Source organism: Pseudorhodobacter sp., assembly GCF_030452865.1.
In the GTDB taxonomy this organism is placed as follows: domain Bacteria; phylum Pseudomonadota; class Alphaproteobacteria; order Rhodobacterales; family Rhodobacteraceae; genus Pseudorhodobacter.
The window spans coordinates 1-17,262 of the sequence record NZ_JAKDLJ010000030.1 but is presented as its reverse complement, the minus strand read 5'-3'; the positions used below and the strand labels follow the sequence as shown (position 1 = coordinate 17,262).

Here is a 17,262-nt window from a genome sequence, read left to right as displayed (position 1 = left end):
CAATGCGCCGATATTTGAATGAATTTCTGTCCGACAAGCGGGTTGTCGATATTTCCGATTGGATTTGGCAGCCTTTGTTACAACTGGTGATTCTGACAAAACGCCCGTTTTCATCGGGCGCGAATTACAAGCTGATCTGGAACCATGACAAGAATGAGAGTCCGTTGTTGACGATCACCAAGGCCCAAACCGCCAAGATCAACACCGTCTTGCAAGAGACCTTTGGCGGAGAGGTAATGGTGGATTTCGCGATGCGTTATGGCAACCCGTCAACCGAATCCAAGGTTCGGGCGATGGTCGCGGCTGGCTGCGAAAAAATAGTGTTCTTTCCGCTTTATCCGCATTACGCTGGTGCCACGTCAGCCACCGCAAATGATGCGTTTTTTGCCGCGCTGGCGAAGGAGAAACGCCAACCCGCCGCGCGCACCGTGCCGGAATATTTCGACCATCCCGCCTATATCGACGCGCTGGCCGGATCGGTGAGGCGAGCCTATGCCGCGCTCGACCATCAACCCGATGTCTTGGTGGCGAGCTATCATGGCATGCCGATCCGCTATCTGATGGAGGGCGACCCTTACCATTGCCAATGCGTCAAGACCACGCGACTGCTGCGCGAACGGTTGGGATGGGATAGCGGCGCGATTGACACCAGCTTCCAGTCGGTGTTTGGGCGCGAAGAATGGCTCAAACCCTATACGGTGAAGCATGTGGCGGAACTGGCGAAACAGGGCAAGAAGAACATCGCGGTTATCGCCCCCGCCTTCTCTGCCGATTGCATCGAAACGCTGGAGGAGATCAACGGTGAGATTCGCGAGGCCTTTGAACATGCCGGCGGTGAACACTTCACCTATATCCCCTGCCTGAACGACGAGGACGCGCACATCGCGGCGCTCACAACGATAATCAAGGAAAACCTTGCAGGCTGGATTCGTTGAAATCGTGACCCATCGCAGAAAAAAGGACGGCAGGGGTTACCCTACCGTCCCTAATTCGTTGCAATCCCTAAGGATTACTTCGATGCAATAGCTGCAACAACCAGCAGCAGAAGCAGCGGAACAACGATGCCGCCAGCAGACGACGACGTTTGTGCTTCAACAACAACCGGCTCCATTACGGGAGCAGCCATACCACCAGCGAAAGCAGTCGATGCAGCAACGGACAGAGCCGCTGCGAGTGCAAGTTTCTTCATAGTAACCTCCAGTTTTCGCGCGCTATCGAATTTTTTCAGAGGACGATAACACGCACCCAAGACTATACCTCGTGAGTTTTTTCTAACCAGCTTGTGTCCACAATTGCAATCTGGGTTGTAAATTTCCGCTGCGCTTGAGGCCGGTTTCGTCAATTTGGCAACACTCTGCGACCGTTTTGCATGGCAGATCACCGCGAATCGCAAATCTCCGCATCCTCCCAACAAAAAAAGAGGGCCGTCGGCCCCCCATGATGTTCAAAACTTTCAGCCGTTCCAATCAGATCAACAGAACTTGCGTTCCGATTTTCGTCAGGCCAAACAGCTCCGCAATATGCTCATTGTAAAGGCCGATACAGCCATTCGACGAGCGGCGACCGATCTTGCGCGTGTCATGGGTGCCGTGGATCCGGTAATAGGTCCAGGACAGGTATAGGGCATGGGTTCCCAGTGGGTTTTCCGGACCGGCAGGAACGAAATCAGGCCATTCAGGGTTGCGGATTTTCATCTCCGGCGTCGGACGCCATGTCGGGCCGACAACCTTTTGCACGATTTCCGTCCGGCCACGGCGCGTCAGATCATCAGTCAACGTCACGGAGGTTGGATAAAGTTTGTAGATCGACTTGTCGTCTGAACAGAAATGCAGTGCGCGCGATGTGGTATCCACCAAAATCGCACCATTCTTTGTATCGGTGAAATAGGATTGCCAATCCAGCATCCGGAAGCTGGAAATGTTGTTGCGAACCGGCCCGGTGGCCTCAAACTCGGTAGAATTGTCCAGTGCAAGAGCAGGTGCTGCCGCCATGCCGAAACCGGCGGCTGCGGCTGTGCTCAACAGTGCGCGACGATTGATATGTTTGGCTTGGTCGCTGCTCATACGACGTTCTCCTGTTTTTATTCTGGGCGAAACCTACACTTTTTCGCGGCAATCTTCAAATCACAGTGACGTGGATTCGGCGGAGTCACGCAGAGTTGCGTTTGCTCAAACGGCTTTGGCACGTTAAAGACTGGTTTAGCTTGCACCGAATGGGAATGAAATGAGAGCTTTATCAGTTTTTGCAGTCTGTGCTTCCTTTGCACTGGCTGCCTGTGGAACGGGAAACAAGATCAGGCTGGGCAGCGACGGGCGGCCACTGCCGCAAGTTTACAAGATTTCAAGCACGGAAGAGGCGAAAATCCCGTTCCGGATGCTTGATTCGGTCAACGCCCTGCGCAGCGCCAAAGGTGCCGGCCCCTTGCAATATAACGCACAGTTGAATGCAGCCGCCGCGACCCATTCCAACGATATGTCGGTTCAGAATCGGCCCTGGCATTTCGGGTCTGACGGGTCGTCACCACTGGATCGGGTTCAGCGGGTTGGCTATACCGGGCATCTGGTCGGAGAGAATATTTCTGAAACATTTGAAACAGAGCTTGAGACGTTGGCCGACTGGATGGCGCAACCAGACACCCGCGACGTGATCCTTGACCCCAAGGCGACGCAGCTTGGTTTTGCCTGGCATCAAGAACCATCGGGCAAGATCTGGTGGACGCTGGTGACGGGCGCCTGAGCTACGGCCTGCGGTGTCCTGCGGCCCGACTCGCGCGAAAATGAATCGCCTTCGATCTGATGCAGATCGAAGGCGATTTGGTTTTGTTGCGCTCTGAAAACACTGCGCTACGGCAGAAGGTAGATCGGCGTTCCATCACGCACCATGGCGTAGATGTCTTCCATTTTCCGGTCTGGCACCGCGATGCAGCCGAAAGTCCAGTCGCCGTTGTTAATACCCTTGTACCCCGTCTTGCCATGGATGAAGATTTCACCACCCGGCTTCTTGCCCTGTGATTTGGCATAGGCGACATCGGCGGCATTCGGGTAACTGATGCCAAGTGACAGATGATAGCGGCTTTTTGGATTGCGGCGGTCGATATAGTACAACCCTTCGGGGGTCTTGCCATCGCCTTCAAATTGCTTGTGACCTGCCGGCGCAAAGCCAAGCGAGATCGGATAGGTCTTCAACACCTTGTCATCATGGTAAAGCTGCATTTTATGTGCGCTTTTCATCACGACGACCTTGGTTATTGCCGGTCCGTTATAGCTGCGAAACTTGGAATCGCCGCAGGACGACAAGCCAATCATCATCAGGAGAGCTGCCACCAGCTTCAATGCCCACATATCTACCTCAATTTTCCGCAGAACGGTTCTTTTTTCCAAACCTATCGCTGATCGGCTGATTTGCCCAGATCCCTGCCGCATCTATCCGGCTTTATAAGTCAATTCAGCCAGCGATTTCTCGATTGCGGGCAATCTGGTGATCAAATCTTCGCGATACGCGCGCCCTCATGCTGTCCTCCTCGTTATGCGGAGCACCACCCTCGCGCCTTGCAGTCAAAGGCTAAAACGCGCGGCGAGTTCGACATGGGCGGACCAGCGAAACTGGTCAACCGGTTGCACCCAATCCATCCTATACCCTGCGGCGGTCAGAATGCGGGCATCCCGGGCAAAGGTGACGGGGTTGCAGGACACCGCCGCAATTACCGGCACTTGTGCGGCGGCAAGCGTCTTCGTCTGCGCCTCGGCCCCGGCACGGGGCGGGTCGATCACGACAGCTTGCACATTCTTGAATTCGTCCGGCTCCAACGGGCGGCGGAACAGATCGCGGGTCTCAACCGCAACTCGCTTCAACCCCTCGGCCTGCCGCCAGCCCCTATCAAGCGCCGCCATCATCGCGGCATCACCTTCAACGGCGTGAACCTCCGCCCGTTCGGCAAGTGGGAGCGTGAAGGTCCCAGCCCCGGCAAACAGGTCGGTGACGCGCTTGGCGTCGCCCACTGCCTCCCGCACGGCCGTCACTAGGTCAGCCTGCCCTTGCTCCGTCGCTTGCAGAAACGCGCCGGGCGGCGGGGCAACCAACGCGCGGCCCATCGACTGCATCGGCGCTGCACGCAGGGCGATCACCTCACCCTCCCATGACAGGCGGGCAAGCCCACGCGCCTCTGCCACGCGCGCAAGTTCCAGCCGAAACATGCCATCGAGCGGTTTGCCGCCGCTGACGGAAACATCCGGTCCGGCAAGGCTGCGGGTCACGGTCAGCGCCAGTTCGGACTTGCGCGATCCGCCGAGCATTACCAACGCCTCCAGCGCCGGGAAAGCCGCCATCAGATCTGGGTGCAACAATTGGCAATGCGGCACCGCAACCAGCGTATCCGATCCGCGCGCATGAAACCCCAGCATTGCACCACCCTTGGTGCGCCGCCCCGCGATCGTAGCCCGGCGGCGCGAGTTGGGCGGCGAGGTCTGGATCGGGCGCAGATCAGCCACCAATCCCTGACCGGCAAGGGCAGAGCGAATGATTTCGGTTTTCCACCCCGCGACAAAACCATCGGAGGCATGCTGCATCAGGCAACCGCCACAGCTTCGGGCATGCGCGCAAGGTGGGCGCACCCGATCAGGGGACGGCGTCAGGATACGCGGGTTCAGCAGCCTGTTGTCTTGAAGGTCGCCTTCAACCTCCTCCCCAGGCAACATCTGCGCCACGAAAATCGGCCCGTTTTCACCCGTCGCAATCGCATCGCCCAAATGGCCCAGCCGATCTATGGTAACTTTCACTCTGCCGCCTCTTCCGATCCGATGAAGCCGCCGGACTGGCGATTCCAATAGCGCGCGTAAAGCCCGTTTCGGGCCAAAAGCGCGTCGTGACTGCCCTCTTCGACAATGCGGCCATTGTCCAGCACCACAATGCGATCCATTGCTGCAATGGTTGAAAGTCGGTGCGCGATGGCCAGAACGGTTTTACCCTCCATCACCTTCGCCAGAGTTGCCTGAATCGCTGCCTCCACTTCGCTGTCCAAGGCGGATGTCGCCTCATCCAGCACCAGAATCGGCGCGTCTTTCAGGAAGGTTCGCGCCAAAGCGATGCGCTGCCGTTGCCCGCCAGACAGTTTCACACCGCGTTCGCCCAGATAGGCGTCATAGCCCTTTCGATCATTATGGTCGATCATATGGGCGATGAAATCATGCGCTTCCGCTGCTCGAGTCGCTTCGATTACCTCCGCCTCGTCCGCGTCCGGACGACCGTACTTGATGTTGTCGCGGGCAGACCGGTTGAACATCGCAGTTTCCTGAGTGACCATGCCGATCTGCCGACGCAGACTTTCCTGTGTCACACCGCGCACGTCCACGCCATCAATCAAAACAGCGCCTTTTTCGGTGTCATAGAGCCGTAGCAGCAACGAAACGAGCGTTGATTTGCCAGCACCGGACGCACCAACAATGCCCAGTTTCTCGCCTGCGCGCACGGTCAGATTGATGTGTTCCACCCCGCCCCTTTTGCGACCATAGGCAAAAGACACGTTGTCAAACCGTACCTCACCCTGCACACGCGCAAGGGCGACGGCGTCGGGGTTGTCCGTCAATTGATGCGGCACCGACAGCGTTCGCATCCCGTCTTCAACCTCCCCCACGGCAGTATAGATCGACATCAGGGTAAAGCTGACCCAGCCGGACATCTGCGCGATGCGCATCGAAATGGCACCCGCCGCCGCAATTGCGCCTGCTGTGGCCGAGCCTTGCGCCCACAGCGCCAAAGTGCCACCGATCAGCAACACAGGCAACGTGCCGGCCAGCGTCATCAACGCCAGGCGGAACCAGGTCGAAATCTCGCCAAACTCCAACGACCGGTCCCGAAATACTTTCATCGCGGACAGGGCCACACGATCTTCAAACGCGGCATGGGCAAACAGCTTGACCGTTTTGATGTTGGTGATCGTATCCACCACCTGCCCCGTGACCATTGCCCGCGCCGAGGCGCGTGCCGCCGAATTCACCCGCACCCGCGGCATGAAAAAGCGGATCGTCAGCACATAGACAACCAACCACAACGCCAACGCCAACGCAGCGCGATAATCGACCGAGATCAGGAACAGCGCCGAGCCGATAACCGAAGCCAGGGCAAAAGCGACCGTGTTGATCACTTCCGTCGCAACATCGGTGGTCGCCCGCGCTGCCTGCATCTGCTTTTGTGCAATACGGCCCGCGAAATCATTGTCAAAGAAGGTGACGGGTTGGCCCAGGGTCCAGCGGTGCAGGCGGGACAACACCAGTGGCAAAACGTTCGGCCCGACGATGATGGAGTTGGAGGCCGCCGAGGCAGCAAAGGCCAATGGCCGCAGCACGAGGTAGAACCCGACAAACCCGAACAGAAGCCAAAAATGATCGGCAAAGAACACATCGGGGCCGGAGGCCAGCGCCGCATCAATCACCCAACCGAGGTACAGGGCCGCGATAACCTCCATCGCCCCGGCGATGGATGACAGCACCCCGGCGATCCACAGCATCGGCCAACTGCCCTTCAGACACCACGAAAAGAACGCGCCCAGCGTTTGCGGCGGCGCGCCATCCGCCGGTCGGAACGCATCAATCAAACCGCCGATACGAGTTACCAGAGTCATAGCGTTTCCTCATCGATTCCCAGAAAGCCCCCGGATTGCCGCGCCCAGAAACCGGCGTAAAGCCCGTCTGACTTCAACAATTCGGCATGGCTGCCAATTTCAGCAATCCTCCCATCCTCCAGAACCACAATCCGATCCATCGCGGCAATCGTGGACAGCCGATGCGCAATCGCGATCACGGTTTTGCCCTGCATCACGCCATAGAGCGTTTGCTGGATCGCCGCTTCGACCTCACTGTCAAGCGCACTCGTCGCCTCATCCAGAAGCAGGATCGGTGCATCTTTCAAGATCACCCGCGCAAGGCCGATGCGCTGACGCTGACCACCCGACAGTTTCACGCCCCGTTCGCCGACATGCGCATCGTAACCATGCCGCCCTTCCGGGTCCACGAGGTCGAGGATGAAGTCATGCGCCTCGGCGCGACGGGCGGCAAGGATCATCGCGTCTTCGCCTGCATCCGGCCGACCATAAAGGATGTTGTCGCGGACGGAGCGGTGCAAAAGGCTGCTGTCCTGTTGAACCATGCCGATTTGCGCGCGCAGGCTGGCTTGGCTGACCCCGGCAATATCCTGCCCGTCGATCAGGATCCGACCTTGTTCGGCATCATAAAACCGCAGCATCAGCTTGACCAAGGTGGATTTCCCGGCACCAGAACGGCCGACAAGGCCGATCTTTTGGCCCGGGTCAATCGTCAGGGTGATTGCGTTCAACCCACCTTTTTCGCGCCCGTAATGATGGCTCAAACCTTCAATCGCGATGCGCCCTTCGGTCAGCTGCAGCGGCTTCGCCTCTACCTTGTCAACAAGACCGATGGGCTGCGCAATTGTCTCCATCCCTTCGGCAACCACGCCCAGCGCCTGCACCAAGCCGGTTGCCGCCCACATTACCCAATATGTCATGTTGTTGAGCCGCAATACCAGCGCCGTCGTCGCCGCAACAACGCCAACGCTGGCCTGCCCGTGATACCAGAGGAAAAGCGCAAAACCTGTAACCGCCACGATCAACGCGCCATTCAGTACGGTCAGCACGACATCCATCGTGGTGATCACCCGCATTTCCGTGGCAAAAGTCGAACGTGCAGCTTCAATCGCCTCTTTCGCATAGCGAAGTTCGCTATCGTGATGCGCGAACATCTTGACCGAATGGATGTTGGTATACGCGTCCACCACCCGTCCGGTCACCGCCGACCGCGCGTCAGAGCTTGCCTTCGCCGCAGGCCCAGCGCGCCGCAAGGTCCAGCGGACAAGAACCGCATAGCACCCAAGCCAGATCAGCAAGGGGATAGCCAGCCGCAGGTCGGCGTCAGCCAGAACGAAGAAAGCGCCAACCAGTGTAACAAAGGCGAACGCCACCGCGTCAAAGGTCTGAAATACCACATCCCCAGCAGCGGGTGGCGTTTGCATGATCCGGTTGGCGATGCGCCCGGCAAAGTCTGATTCGAACCATCCCACCGGTTGCCGCAACACATGCGCATGCGCGCGCCAACGGATCAGAGTGCCGAAATTCGGCAATATCGCATTGTGTAGCAACGCGGTGTTCAGCCCCGCCAAAACCGGGCGCAGGAGCAGAATTCCAATTCCAACTGCTGCGATTTCCGCCCCGTGGTCCTGCCACACTTGCGCCGGTTTTCCCATCGCCAGAAAATCGACCAGCCGACCGACATACCAGATCAGCAGCACATCCACCGACGCGACGATGATCGAAATCACCGCAGTCACGGCGAACACACCATGAAACGGCTGAATATATTCCTTCAGGAACGGCCACAGCCTGCGGGGCGGCGCGTCACTTTGCGGATAGGGGATGTAAGGGTCGACCAACCCTTCAAAGAAACGAAACACAGCGCGCAGACTCTCATTGAAGCTCTCGGTCGGGTATAGCCTTGCTTTGGCCAAAAGCAAAACCCTCAACCCAGCAAAGCCGCCTTGTCGAGCCGGAAACCCGAGTCGATCCAGCGCCGCTCCATCCCGCGCAAAGCGTCACCCAACGCCTTGCCTTGCAAGTCTGGCATCAGGTCAGCCGCAGCAATTGGGAAAACGGCGCGTGATCCCTGTGAAATCTGATTTTCCCAACCCGAAGGCGGTGGCATTTCCAACAGGGCCGCACGGCAAAGTATGATGGATCGCGCAAGCACGGCACCATGTCGATACCCCAGCTCCGCCGCAGACCGCAGTGCCGAGACCTCCTCCCGGATCAGACGCAATTGCGCCATCTCGCCGCGCGAAAGCCGCAAACTGTCACTGTCACCGCCCAGAACGGCCAGGCGCGGCAGCCAATCCTCCTCGCCCAGATGCACGAGGATCGGCAATGCGCGCGCATCGGAACCCGCCAACGCCGCTGACAAAACCCCCGCTTGCGCCATACTGGCCACAGCTTGCGAGGGGTTGGGCGCCGCCAGAAGTTTGCGCAGCTCGGCACCGACCCGCTCTCGCGAAAGCGTCTCTATTCCGGCGTAATGAGCAGCACAGGCGGCCAACCCTTCCGGTTCAATCCCGGCCGTCCGGTCGCCGTACCACGCGAAAAAGCGAAAGAAGCGCAGGATGCGCAGATAATCCTCCCGGATGCGATCCTCCGCGTTGCCAACAAAACGCACGCGCCGCGCCAGAAGGTCGGGCAATCCGCCAAGCGGGTCGACAACCGTACCATCCGGCCGCGCGTATAACGCGTTCATGGTGAAATCGCGCCGCGCGGCATCCTCCGCAATATCTGTGGAGTAGGCAACCACGGCATGCCGCCCGTTGGTTTCAATATCGCGGCGAAACGTGGTGACCTCATGCGGGTGTGAACCCGCGATCACCGTCACCGTGCCGTGGTCGATGCCCGTCGGAATAACGCGAAAACCAGCATGTTCCGCCAGCTTAGTGACATCTTCAGGTGTCGCGTCGCTCGCAATGTCGATATCATTGACCGGTTCACCCAGCAGTGCGTTGCGGACGCAGCCTCCGACAAACAGCGCCTGAAAGTTTGCTTTTCTCAACGCATCACAAAGGCTTTGTGTCCCCGGTTGCGTAAGCCATGCGCCGTCAACCTTCATGTCTGCAACCTCTCAGCCAGCGCGTGCAAAATGCGCGCAGTTGCCCCCCAGATGTAATAGGGTCCGTAAGGTGCGGCATAATACCGGCGCGCGGCGCCGAGCCACAGCCGCGACTCAACTCGGAAATTCGCGGGATTAGTGACAAATTCGAGCGGAACCGAAAAGACTTCTTCGACCTCTCCCGCCTCCGCAATCGGGTCAAATCCGCCTTCGATCCATGCAAGCACAGGTGTTACCGTGAATCCCGTTACTGTTTCATGCGCGGGCAATTCCCCCAGAATACGGACGTGGGCAGGGGATAGCCCGACTTCCTCTTGCGCTTCCCGAAGGGCAGCAGCGGTCGGGTTTTGATCGAAGCGTTCAACTTTGCCGCCGGGAAAAGCGATCTGGCCGGGATGGTGCTTTAGCTGCGAGGATCGCTTGGTGAGAATGATCTGCGGGCCGCGCTTGGTCTCAGTCACGGCCACCAATACAGCAGCGTCGCGCAATATGCGGCCCTTAGGCAACACCGTACCGGGGTTGAGATCGAAATCCGACGATCCACCCGTTCGCGCTTGCAACGCTTGGCGCAACAGGTCAGGCGTCATCGCCATCAGACCGCGCAGCATCGACGCCCAGGGTTTTCGGGTCCAACTCATAATGCGCGCCGCAAAACTGGCAATCTGCCGTCAGGGTGCCTGATTCGGTCGTCATCTCTGCAATATCCGCAGCCGAATAGATCGACAGCGAATTGCGAACCCGATCTTCGGAACAGGTGCAGCCAAATCGCACCGGTTGCGGGTCGAAAACCCGTGGCGCTTCTTCGTGGAACAGGCGAATCAGCAGGTCCGTCGGGCCAACCTGCGGGCCGATGAGTTCGATCTCCTCCACCGTATCGAGCAGCAGGTTCGCGCGATTCCAGTTTTCGTCTTCGTCACCATCCAGCAGGTCGCGATGCGACAACAGCCCAGCCGGGCCCGAACCACCGTCACCTATCGCCGAAGGCGACGCTTTCGGCATCATTTGCAACATCACACCACCGGCACGCCAAGCCGGAGCTTCACCGGGCAGCGTGCTTTTGCCGAAACTGAGTTCAAACCGGGTCGGCAACTGTTCCGATTGCGCGAAATAGGTCTCTGCGCAGGCGGAAAGTGAAGTTCCCGAGATCGGTGTGATCCCTTGATACGGCACCATGCCTTCGCCCTGATCTATCAGAATGGCAAAGAATCCGTCTCCGATAAGGTTGAAAGGGTCCGCGCCGGCGAGATCGGCGTTGCGATCAAACCCGGCATAGCCGCGCAAGCGCGCAGGCGCGCCATCTTCGGTCGGTCCGTAATAATCGGTCGCGATGAGGGTAACCGGCCCATTTCCACGGATTTGCAGTGACAGTTTCCAACGCAGCTTGATCGTTTGCCCGATCAAAGCTGTCAGCAAGGTTGCCTCCGCAACCAACGCCTCCACCTGCGGCGGATAGGCGTGTTGCTTCAGCACCGACTGCAACGCCCCATCAAGCCGCGCAACCCGGCCCCGGATATCGGACAGGTCCAGTTGAAAGGGCAGGACGGTATCATCCCAGGCGATTCTCGTTCCGATGGTCATTGGGGTTTCCTTGGCGACCGCGCTTTGGCATACCGCGAACATATAGGTACGGCAACCAAAGGACCAAGAGGCAAACCATGATCAGATGCTACGGCGGGCCGCCTGAACCGGGCAGACACTATACCAGACGTCCCGGCGTTTACGCGATCCTGCTGCGCGGTGATGCCATTCTTGCAACCCGACAGGAAGCGCCACTGCCGGAAATTCAGCTCCCCGGCGGCGGAATCGACAAGGGTGAACATCCAGTTGCGGCGCTACACCGCGAGGTGATGGAGGAAACCGGCTGGCATATGCAACTGCGCTTTCGTTTTGGCACGTTCCGCCGCTTCACCTATATGCCTGAATATGACCTGTGGGCAGAGAAAATATGCACGGTCTATGTCTGTCGGCCGATCCTGAAAGTTGCAGAACCGACGGAGTCCGGGCATGAGCCGCTATGGCTGCCGACAGCAGCCGCGGCGAAGATGCTTGCAAACCCCGGTGACCGCGCGGTGGTGACGCGCCTGTTGCGAAGCCGATGATCTGCCCTTGGTCTATTCCTTCAGGTGGAACAGCGCACCCGAAACGTCATCTGGAAAATCTTCACCACCGAAATGGGTCGAAAGATCCCATACCAATGCCTCCAGCAATGCTGCATTCCCCATATGCCGATTCGCGCAGAGCATCTGCAGCAGGCCATCTTCGCCCAACTCCTCCCCCGTGATCGAGGGGCATTCAGTTACCCCGTCAGAGACCAGGAACAACCGATCACCGCGGGCAAGCGTTGCGTTTGTGCGTTCAAACGTCGCCTCGGCAATCAATCCAATGGGCATCCCGCCTGCGCCCATAAACTCAACCCCGCCCGCATGACGCAGGATAACCGGGTGCGGGTGGCCTGCTTGCACCATCGACACCGCACCGGTCTGCAAGTTGATATCGGCATAGGCGAGGGTGAAATACTGCTCCACCTGAATATCCTCAAACATCATGCGATTGAGGCGGGCAGCCACAACCTCCGGCGGGTGGGCATCCTGCTCACCAAACAGGCCGACCTTCAACGCGATGTTCTGATCCGGTGTTGTGCCCGAAAGCAGACCCGAAAGCCGTGCCGTCATCATCGCAGAAGCGACGCCATGCCCGGAAACATCGACGGAATAGACACCGATTCGTCGTGGATTGATGACAAAGGACCCAACAAGATCCCCACCAACATGCCCGGAGGGACGCAGGAGCAGCGCGACCTCCCCCTTGCCGAAATCACGGAACCGGTCCCGCACGAGGGTCTGTTGCAGTTTTCGCGCTTCAATCAGGTCACGATCAAGCGAATCATAAACTTTCTGCAATTCCTCCAGTGTCGCGTTGACCAAACGGTTCTTCTCTACCAATTGCGCCTGCATCCCCATGATGCGTTCCCCCGCACGCAGACGGGCGCGCAATTCATTCGAATTGACCGGTTTGGCAAGGAAATCATCCGCGCCGCAGTCCAAACCATCCGCAATTTCCGTCTTTTCGGATTTTGAGGTGAGAAGGATGAAGTATCCATACCCCTCACGCGGTAACGCACGAAAAGCGTGACAGAAATCGAGCCCATTCATTTCTGGCATCATCCAGTCGCTCAACACGATATCGAACTCCGTCTCACGGCAGAGCGCGAGGGCCTGGGTGCCGGTTTCCGCTTCGGTAACGTGGTAGCCACCCCGTTGCAGCGCCAAGGCTAGAATCCGTCGTTGCGCGCGGCTGTCATCGACCACCAGAACCCGCCTGCTATTCATCGGATGATCGACATCATCGGCCCGTACCGCGCTTTGCATCCTGTATGTCACCCGTATTCATCTGCTGCATTTCAAAATGATATGCGGCCGAGGTCTTAATACAGGATGAAGGTTAAAATTGACGGTTCTTGCAACGGGGTGAGTAACCGATTGTTAGGGCTCGACGCCGAAAATCGGTCTCGTGTGGGGCAATTGGCATATGTGGGTGTGATCATGATTGATTGGAAGCGGGTGGAGGAACTTCGTGACGAAATCGGCGAAGATGATTTCAATGAGGTGGTGGCGTTGTTTCTGGACGAGACAGATGAGGTCGCCATGAACCTGCGGAACGATATGGCGCATGGCGCCATCGAATCGGCGCTACACTTCCTGAAAGGCAGCGCGTTGAATCTTGGCTTTACCGAGTTGGCCGCGCTGTGCCAGGCGGGCGAAAAAGCGGCGGCACAGGGACATGCGGCAACCGTCGATCTTGGTTTGGTCCTTGACAGCTACAACCGGTCGAAACACGCATTTGAACAGGGTAAGGCTAAGATGGATGCGGCGTGATGGTCAGATCAGAAACTCTGCCAATGCCTCATCCGCCGTGATGTCGCGATAGGTGAATCCCGCCGCTTCCATGGTCGCGAAAAGGTGCTGAAAATTGTCGGAATCCTTCGTTTCAATTCCGATCAATACGGAGCCGAAATTTCGTGCGGATTTTTTTAGATACTCGAAACGGGCAATATCGTCGTCTGGTCCAAGCATTGTCAGAAACTCTCGCAACGCACCTGGGCGCTGCGGCATGCGCAGGATGAAGTATTTCTTCAACCCGGCATAACGCTGGGCGCGTTCCTTTACCTCTGGCAGTCGCTCAAAATCAAAATTCCCGCCCGAGGTGACGCAAACCACGGTTTTTCCGTTGATCTGATCGGCGATCACCGGCAAAACATCAACCGACAGAGCGCCGGCAGGTTCCAGCACGATACCTTCAACGTTGAGCATTTCCAACATCGTCACGCAAACCCGATCCTCCGGCGCGAGCAGGACATCGACCGGATCAATCCATTGCAGCATCTGGAAATTGGATTGGCCCAAGCGCGCGACCGCAGCGCCATCAATGAATGAATTGATCTTGGGCAAGGTGTGCGGGCCGCCATTCGAAAGTGCTGCTGTCAAGCTTGCACCGCCCAGTGGTTCCACGAAGCGAAAGCGCGTTTGAGGTGCCACCTCACGCAGAAATCCGGTGACACCGGAGGCAAGACCGCCGCCACCGACCGGCAACACCACAAGATCGGGCGCGCGGCCAAGTTGGTCCAGCATTTCCACCGCAACGCTTGCCTGACCTTCGATCACATCCGGGTCGTCGAAGGGAGACAAGAAATGCGCCTGTTTTTCAGTGCAAAGCCTTTGTGCGGCGCTTAGCGTTTGGTCAAAATAGTCTCCGGTCAACACGATATCGACACTATCACCGCCGAAAACGCGGGTTTTGTCGATCTTTTGCTGTGGCGTCGTCACCGGCATGAAAATGGTGCCGCGCACGCTGAAATGGCGACAGGCATAGGCCACGCCCTGCGCGTGATTGCCAGCACTGGCGCAAACGAATTGCTGTTGCGACGGATTGGTCGCGCGAACCTTGCGCATCGCATTCACCGCACCGCGGATTTTATAGGAACGGACGGGGGCCAGATCCTCTCGTTTCAACCAGATATCGGCGTTGTACCGTGCGGACAGATGGTCATTGCGCTGCAACGGCGTCGGATCAAACAGATCACGCAGGGCGGCGGTGGCGAGGCGGGCGGCGTTTGCAAAATCACTCATAAGCCCGATTAGACCGAAGCCGGGTGCGAAGACAAGCGGGACAAACGCGCGCACCGCTTGCCCTTGGCGCAAATTCCCAGTAATCGCAGGGAAATCGTGAAGGAGAAGCCCAATGTCTGCCGTCCCGTCTGCCGCCCCCAAATTTGCCCCGAAAAAAGTCGTTCTTGCCTATTCGGGGGGTCTTGATACCTCGATCATCCTCAAATGGTTGCAAACCGAATATGGCTGCGAGGTGATCACCTTTACCGCCGATCTTGGCCAAGGGGAGGAGTTGGAGCCTGCCCGCGCCAAGGCAGAATTGCTGGGGATCAAGAAGGAAAATATTCATATCGTTGACGTGCGTGAGGAATTCGTGCGTGATTTCGTGTTCCCGATGTTCCGCGCCAATGCACTTTATGAGGGGCTGTATCTGCTTGGCACCTCCATCGCTCGGCCGCTGATTTCCAAGCATCTGGTGGAACTGGCACACAAGCACGGCGCCGATGCGGTGGCGCATGGCGCAACCGGTAAGGGCAACGATCAGGTTCGGTTTGAACTATCGGCATATGCGCTTGACCCTGCGATCAAGGTAATTGCACCGTGGCGGGAATGGGATTTGACCAGCCGCACCAAACTGCTGGAATTTGCGGAAACCAACCAGATTCCGATTGCCAAGGACAAACGCGGCGAAGCGCCGTTTTCGGTCGATGCCAACTTGCTGCACACCTCCTCTGAGGGTAAGGCACTGGAAAACCCGGCACAGGAAGCGCCGGAATATGTGTATCAGCGCACCACCAGCCCGGAGGATGCGCCGGATCAGGCGGAAATGGTGGAGATCACTTTTGAACGTGGCGATGCTGTTGCGATCAATGGCGAGTCGATGTCGCCTGCCACCATCCTGACCAAGCTGAATGAGCTTGGTGGCAAGCACGGCGTCGGGCGTTTGGACTTCGTTGAAAACCGCTTCATCGGCATGAAGTCGCGCGGGATTTATGAAACCCCCGGCGGCACTGTGTTGCTTGAAGCCCATCGCGGCATCGAACAGATCACGCTGGATTCCGGCTCCGGCCATTTGAAAGACAGCTTGATGCCGCGCTATGCCGAGTTGATCTATAATGGCTTTTGGTTCTCGCCTGAACGCGAAATGCTGCAAGCCCTGATCGACAAGAGCCAGGAGCATGTATCAGGCACTGTGCGGGTGAAGCTCTATAAAGGATCCGTAAGTTGCGTCGCGCGTTGGTCGGACGAAAGCCTGTATTCCGAGGCGCATGTGACGTTTGAGGATGATGCCGGTGCCTATGACCAAAAGGACGCGGCAGGCTTCATTCGCCTGAACGCGCTGCGGCTGAAACTTATCGCGACCCGCAATGCTCGGGTCAAAAGGTAGGCCGCCAGTATTGATCCAACCACAGTATGAAAGCGCGGCACCAAATTGGGCCGCGCTTTTTGTTGCACAGTGTTCACCTTCCATCACCTGTGCGTGACTAGACCCCCAACATGATTGTGCGGTGCGTATCTTCCGCATCATGCTTTTGGAAATTGAAGGTATTCGAAATGATGAAATGGATGTTTGGTGCTTTGTCCTTTGCGCTTTTGGGCGTTGGCGCTGCGCAGGCGGCGACCGAAAAGGCACTTGTCGCAGGCGGATGTTTCTGGTGCGTCGAGTCGGATTTTGAATCCGTCCCCGGAGTGAAATCCGTCGTTTCGGGCTACACGGGCGGCAAAACGAAAGACCCGACCTACAAGCAGGTTGGAGCCGGTGGAACCGGACATTACGAGTCCGCCTTGATCAGTTTTGACAATTCGAAAATTAGCTATACGCAGATCATGGATCTGTTTTTCCATTCGATTGACCCGACAGATGGAGGCGGCCAGTTCTGTGATCGCGGTGACAGCTATCGCTCTGCCGTGTTTGCGATGAACCCGGCACAGAAGGCTGCGGCAGAAGCGTCAAAGGTTGCCGTGTGAAAAGAACTGGGCACACCGATTGCGACCAGGATTGTCACTGCCGGTCCGTTTTACCAAGCGGAGGCCTATCATCAGAATTATTACAAAGGTGATAGCATCGTATTGACCCGGCGTGGGCCAAAACGGCAATCAGAGGCCTATAAATTCTATCGCAATGCCTGCGGACGTGATGCGCGCACCAAACAACTGTTTGGCACGAAAGCAGCGTTCAGCCATTGATGCTATCGGGATTGGTGGCGAAGGAAATCATCCACCTCAGCCCGTGTAGGCATGGCATTGGCCGCGCCCGCACGGGTGACCTGGATCGCCGCTGCCGCAGATGCGCGACGCAACGCCTGCTCTGACGATAACCCTTCGTCAAGGGCGGCGGCGATGTTTCCGGCAAAACAATCACCAGCGCCGGTAGTGTCAACAGCCGCAACAGGATATGCTAGGACGTGGATCGGGTCATGGCCCGGCCGGTGCCATTCGGCCCCGTTTGCGCCTTTGGTTATGATGACCTCACACGCCGGAAGGCTGCCTAGCCCATCACGCATGGC

General features: G+C 57.8%; 17 protein-coding genes and 1 pseudogene. 6 read left to right on the top strand and 12 right to left on the bottom strand.

Annotated elements, in window-relative coordinates; translation table 11 throughout:
- The coding region (hemH, locus tag L0H65_RS03605) for a ferrochelatase (protein ID WP_301457463.1) at nt 1-935 on the top strand (935 nt) is incomplete at its 5' end.
- A 74-nt stretch (nt 936-1,009) separates the two neighbouring features.
- On the opposite strand, the gene L0H65_RS03600 is transcribed toward hemH, so the two are convergent.
- Both L0H65_RS03600 and L0H65_RS03595 read right to left on the bottom strand, forming a co-directional pair.
- A complete protein-coding gene (locus L0H65_RS03600) occupies nt 1,010-1,189 on the bottom strand; it encodes a hypothetical protein (RefSeq protein WP_301457462.1) in 180 nt (59 codons plus the stop codon).
- 277 nt (nt 1,190-1,466) lie between these two features.
- A complete protein-coding gene (locus L0H65_RS03595) occupies nt 1,467-2,063 on the bottom strand; it encodes a L,D-transpeptidase (protein WP_301457461.1) in 597 nt (198 codons plus the stop codon).
- A 160-nt stretch (nt 2,064-2,223) separates the two neighbouring features.
- Between L0H65_RS03595 and L0H65_RS03590 the strand changes: the two genes are divergently transcribed.
- Nucleotides 2,224-2,736 (top strand): CAP domain-containing protein, encoded by a 513-nt coding sequence (locus L0H65_RS03590; protein WP_301457460.1) that lies wholly within the window; start codon nt 2,224-2,226, stop codon nt 2,734-2,736.
- Between the two features lie 107 nt (nt 2,737-2,843).
- Here L0H65_RS03590 and L0H65_RS03585 read toward each other — a convergent pair whose 3' ends face one another.
- The 7 genes from L0H65_RS03585 to L0H65_RS03555 form a co-directional block, all read right to left on the bottom strand.
- Entirely contained in the window at nt 2,844-3,341 is a 498-nt protein-coding gene (locus tag L0H65_RS03585; protein ID WP_301457459.1) for a murein L,D-transpeptidase family protein, read from the bottom strand.
- A 213-nt stretch (nt 3,342-3,554) separates the two neighbouring features.
- Nucleotides 3,555-4,775 (bottom strand): class I SAM-dependent RNA methyltransferase, encoded by a 1,221-nt coding sequence (locus tag L0H65_RS03580; RefSeq protein ID WP_301457458.1) that lies wholly within the window; start codon nt 4,773-4,775, stop codon nt 3,555-3,557.
- Complete coding sequence (locus L0H65_RS03575) at nt 4,772-6,616, bottom strand: ABC transporter ATP-binding protein (protein ID WP_301457457.1); 1,845 nt, start codon at nt 6,614-6,616, stop codon at nt 4,772-4,774. Before L0H65_RS03575 ends, L0H65_RS03580 begins: the two co-directional genes overlap by 4 nt.
- Entirely contained in the window at nt 6,613-8,457 is a 1,845-nt protein-coding gene (locus L0H65_RS03570) for an ABC transporter ATP-binding protein (RefSeq protein ID WP_301457465.1), read from the bottom strand. The genes L0H65_RS03575 and L0H65_RS03570 overlap by 4 nt, the downstream gene beginning before the upstream one ends.
- A gap of 65 nt (nt 8,458-8,522) precedes the next feature.
- Nucleotides 8,523-9,650 carry a CCA tRNA nucleotidyltransferase gene (locus L0H65_RS03565; protein ID WP_301457456.1) on the bottom strand — a complete coding sequence of 376 codons (1,128 nt, stop codon included), beginning with the start codon at nt 9,648-9,650 and terminating at the stop codon, nt 8,523-8,525.
- The gene (locus L0H65_RS03560) at nt 9,647-10,237 is read right to left on the bottom strand and encodes a CoA pyrophosphatase (RefSeq protein WP_301457464.1); all 591 of its coding nucleotides are present in this window, start codon (nt 10,235-10,237) and stop codon (nt 9,647-9,649) included. The genes L0H65_RS03565 and L0H65_RS03560 overlap by 4 nt, the downstream gene beginning before the upstream one ends.
- Nucleotides 10,227-11,228 carry an Hsp33 family molecular chaperone HslO gene (locus L0H65_RS03555; RefSeq protein ID WP_301457455.1) on the bottom strand — a complete coding sequence of 334 codons (1,002 nt, stop codon included), beginning with the start codon at nt 11,226-11,228 and terminating at the stop codon, nt 10,227-10,229. The genes L0H65_RS03560 and L0H65_RS03555 overlap by 11 nt, the downstream gene beginning before the upstream one ends.
- Before the next feature lie 77 nt (nt 11,229-11,305).
- On the opposite strand from L0H65_RS03555, the gene L0H65_RS03550 reads away from it, so the two are divergent.
- Nucleotides 11,306-11,749, top strand: coding sequence for an NUDIX hydrolase (locus tag L0H65_RS03550; RefSeq protein ID WP_301457454.1), 444 nt, complete (start codon nt 11,306-11,308; stop codon nt 11,747-11,749).
- A gap of 12 nt (nt 11,750-11,761) precedes the next feature.
- On the opposite strand, the gene L0H65_RS03545 is transcribed toward L0H65_RS03550, so the two are convergent.
- Entirely contained in the window at nt 11,762-13,018 is a 1,257-nt protein-coding gene (locus L0H65_RS03545) for a PP2C family protein-serine/threonine phosphatase (RefSeq protein ID WP_301457453.1), read from the bottom strand.
- A 174-nt stretch (nt 13,019-13,192) separates the two neighbouring features.
- Here L0H65_RS03545 and L0H65_RS03540 point away from each other — a divergent pair, with 174 nt between their 5' ends.
- Entirely contained in the window at nt 13,193-13,525 is a 333-nt protein-coding gene (locus L0H65_RS03540) for an Hpt domain-containing protein (protein WP_301457452.1), read from the top strand.
- Nucleotides 13,526-13,528: 3 nt separating this feature from the next.
- Here the strand turns inward: L0H65_RS03540 and ilvA are convergent, their stop codons facing one another.
- Nucleotides 13,529-14,776, bottom strand: coding sequence for a threonine ammonia-lyase IlvA (gene ilvA, locus L0H65_RS03535; RefSeq protein WP_301457451.1), 1,248 nt, complete (start codon nt 14,774-14,776; stop codon nt 13,529-13,531).
- A gap of 112 nt (nt 14,777-14,888) precedes the next feature.
- Between ilvA and L0H65_RS03530 the strand changes: the two genes are divergently transcribed.
- Entirely contained in the window at nt 14,889-16,142 is a 1,254-nt protein-coding gene (locus L0H65_RS03530; RefSeq protein WP_301457450.1) for an argininosuccinate synthase, read from the top strand.
- Nucleotides 16,143-16,321: 179 nt separating this feature from the next.
- Nucleotides 16,322-16,942, top strand: a pseudogene (msrA, locus tag L0H65_RS03525) (peptide-methionine (S)-S-oxide reductase MsrA).
- A gap of 2 nt (nt 16,943-16,944) precedes the next feature.
- Here msrA and L0H65_RS03520 read toward each other — a convergent pair.
- Nucleotides 16,945-17,262 (bottom strand): PfkB family carbohydrate kinase (locus L0H65_RS03520; RefSeq protein WP_301457449.1); only part of this gene is annotated, 318 nt, incomplete at its 5' end.

Coding starts and splice junctions, on each gene's coding strand:
- L0H65_RS03555 (WP_301457455.1), bottom strand. CDS start 11,228: ATGACCATCGGAACGAGAATCGCCTGGGATGATACCGTCCTGCCCTTT.
- L0H65_RS03590 (WP_301457460.1), top strand. CDS start 2,224: ATGAGAGCTTTATCAGTTTTTGCAGTCTGTGCTTCCTTTGCACTGGCT.
- L0H65_RS03545 (WP_301457453.1), bottom strand. CDS start 13,018: ATGCAAAGCGCGGTACGGGCCGATGATGTCGATCATCCGATGAATAGC.
- L0H65_RS03600 (WP_301457462.1), bottom strand. CDS start 1,189: ATGAAGAAACTTGCACTCGCAGCGGCTCTGTCCGTTGCTGCATCGACT.
- L0H65_RS03540 (WP_301457452.1), top strand. CDS start 13,193: ATGATTGATTGGAAGCGGGTGGAGGAACTTCGTGACGAAATCGGCGAA.
- L0H65_RS03530 (WP_301457450.1), top strand. CDS start 14,889: ATGTCTGCCGTCCCGTCTGCCGCCCCCAAATTTGCCCCGAAAAAAGTC.
- L0H65_RS03560 (WP_301457464.1), bottom strand. CDS start 10,237: ATGACGCCTGACCTGTTGCGCCAAGCGTTGCAAGCGCGAACGGGTGGA.
- ilvA (WP_301457451.1), bottom strand. CDS start 14,776: ATGAGTGATTTTGCAAACGCCGCCCGCCTCGCCACCGCCGCCCTGCGT.
- L0H65_RS03585 (WP_301457459.1), bottom strand. CDS start 3,341: ATGTGGGCATTGAAGCTGGTGGCAGCTCTCCTGATGATGATTGGCTTG.
- L0H65_RS03595 (WP_301457461.1), bottom strand. CDS start 2,063: ATGAGCAGCGACCAAGCCAAACATATCAATCGTCGCGCACTGTTGAGC.
- L0H65_RS03550 (WP_301457454.1), top strand. CDS start 11,306: ATGATCAGATGCTACGGCGGGCCGCCTGAACCGGGCAGACACTATACC.
- L0H65_RS03575 (WP_301457457.1), bottom strand. CDS start 6,616: ATGACTCTGGTAACTCGTATCGGCGGTTTGATTGATGCGTTCCGACCG.
- L0H65_RS03565 (WP_301457456.1), bottom strand. CDS start 9,650: ATGAAGGTTGACGGCGCATGGCTTACGCAACCGGGGACACAAAGCCTT.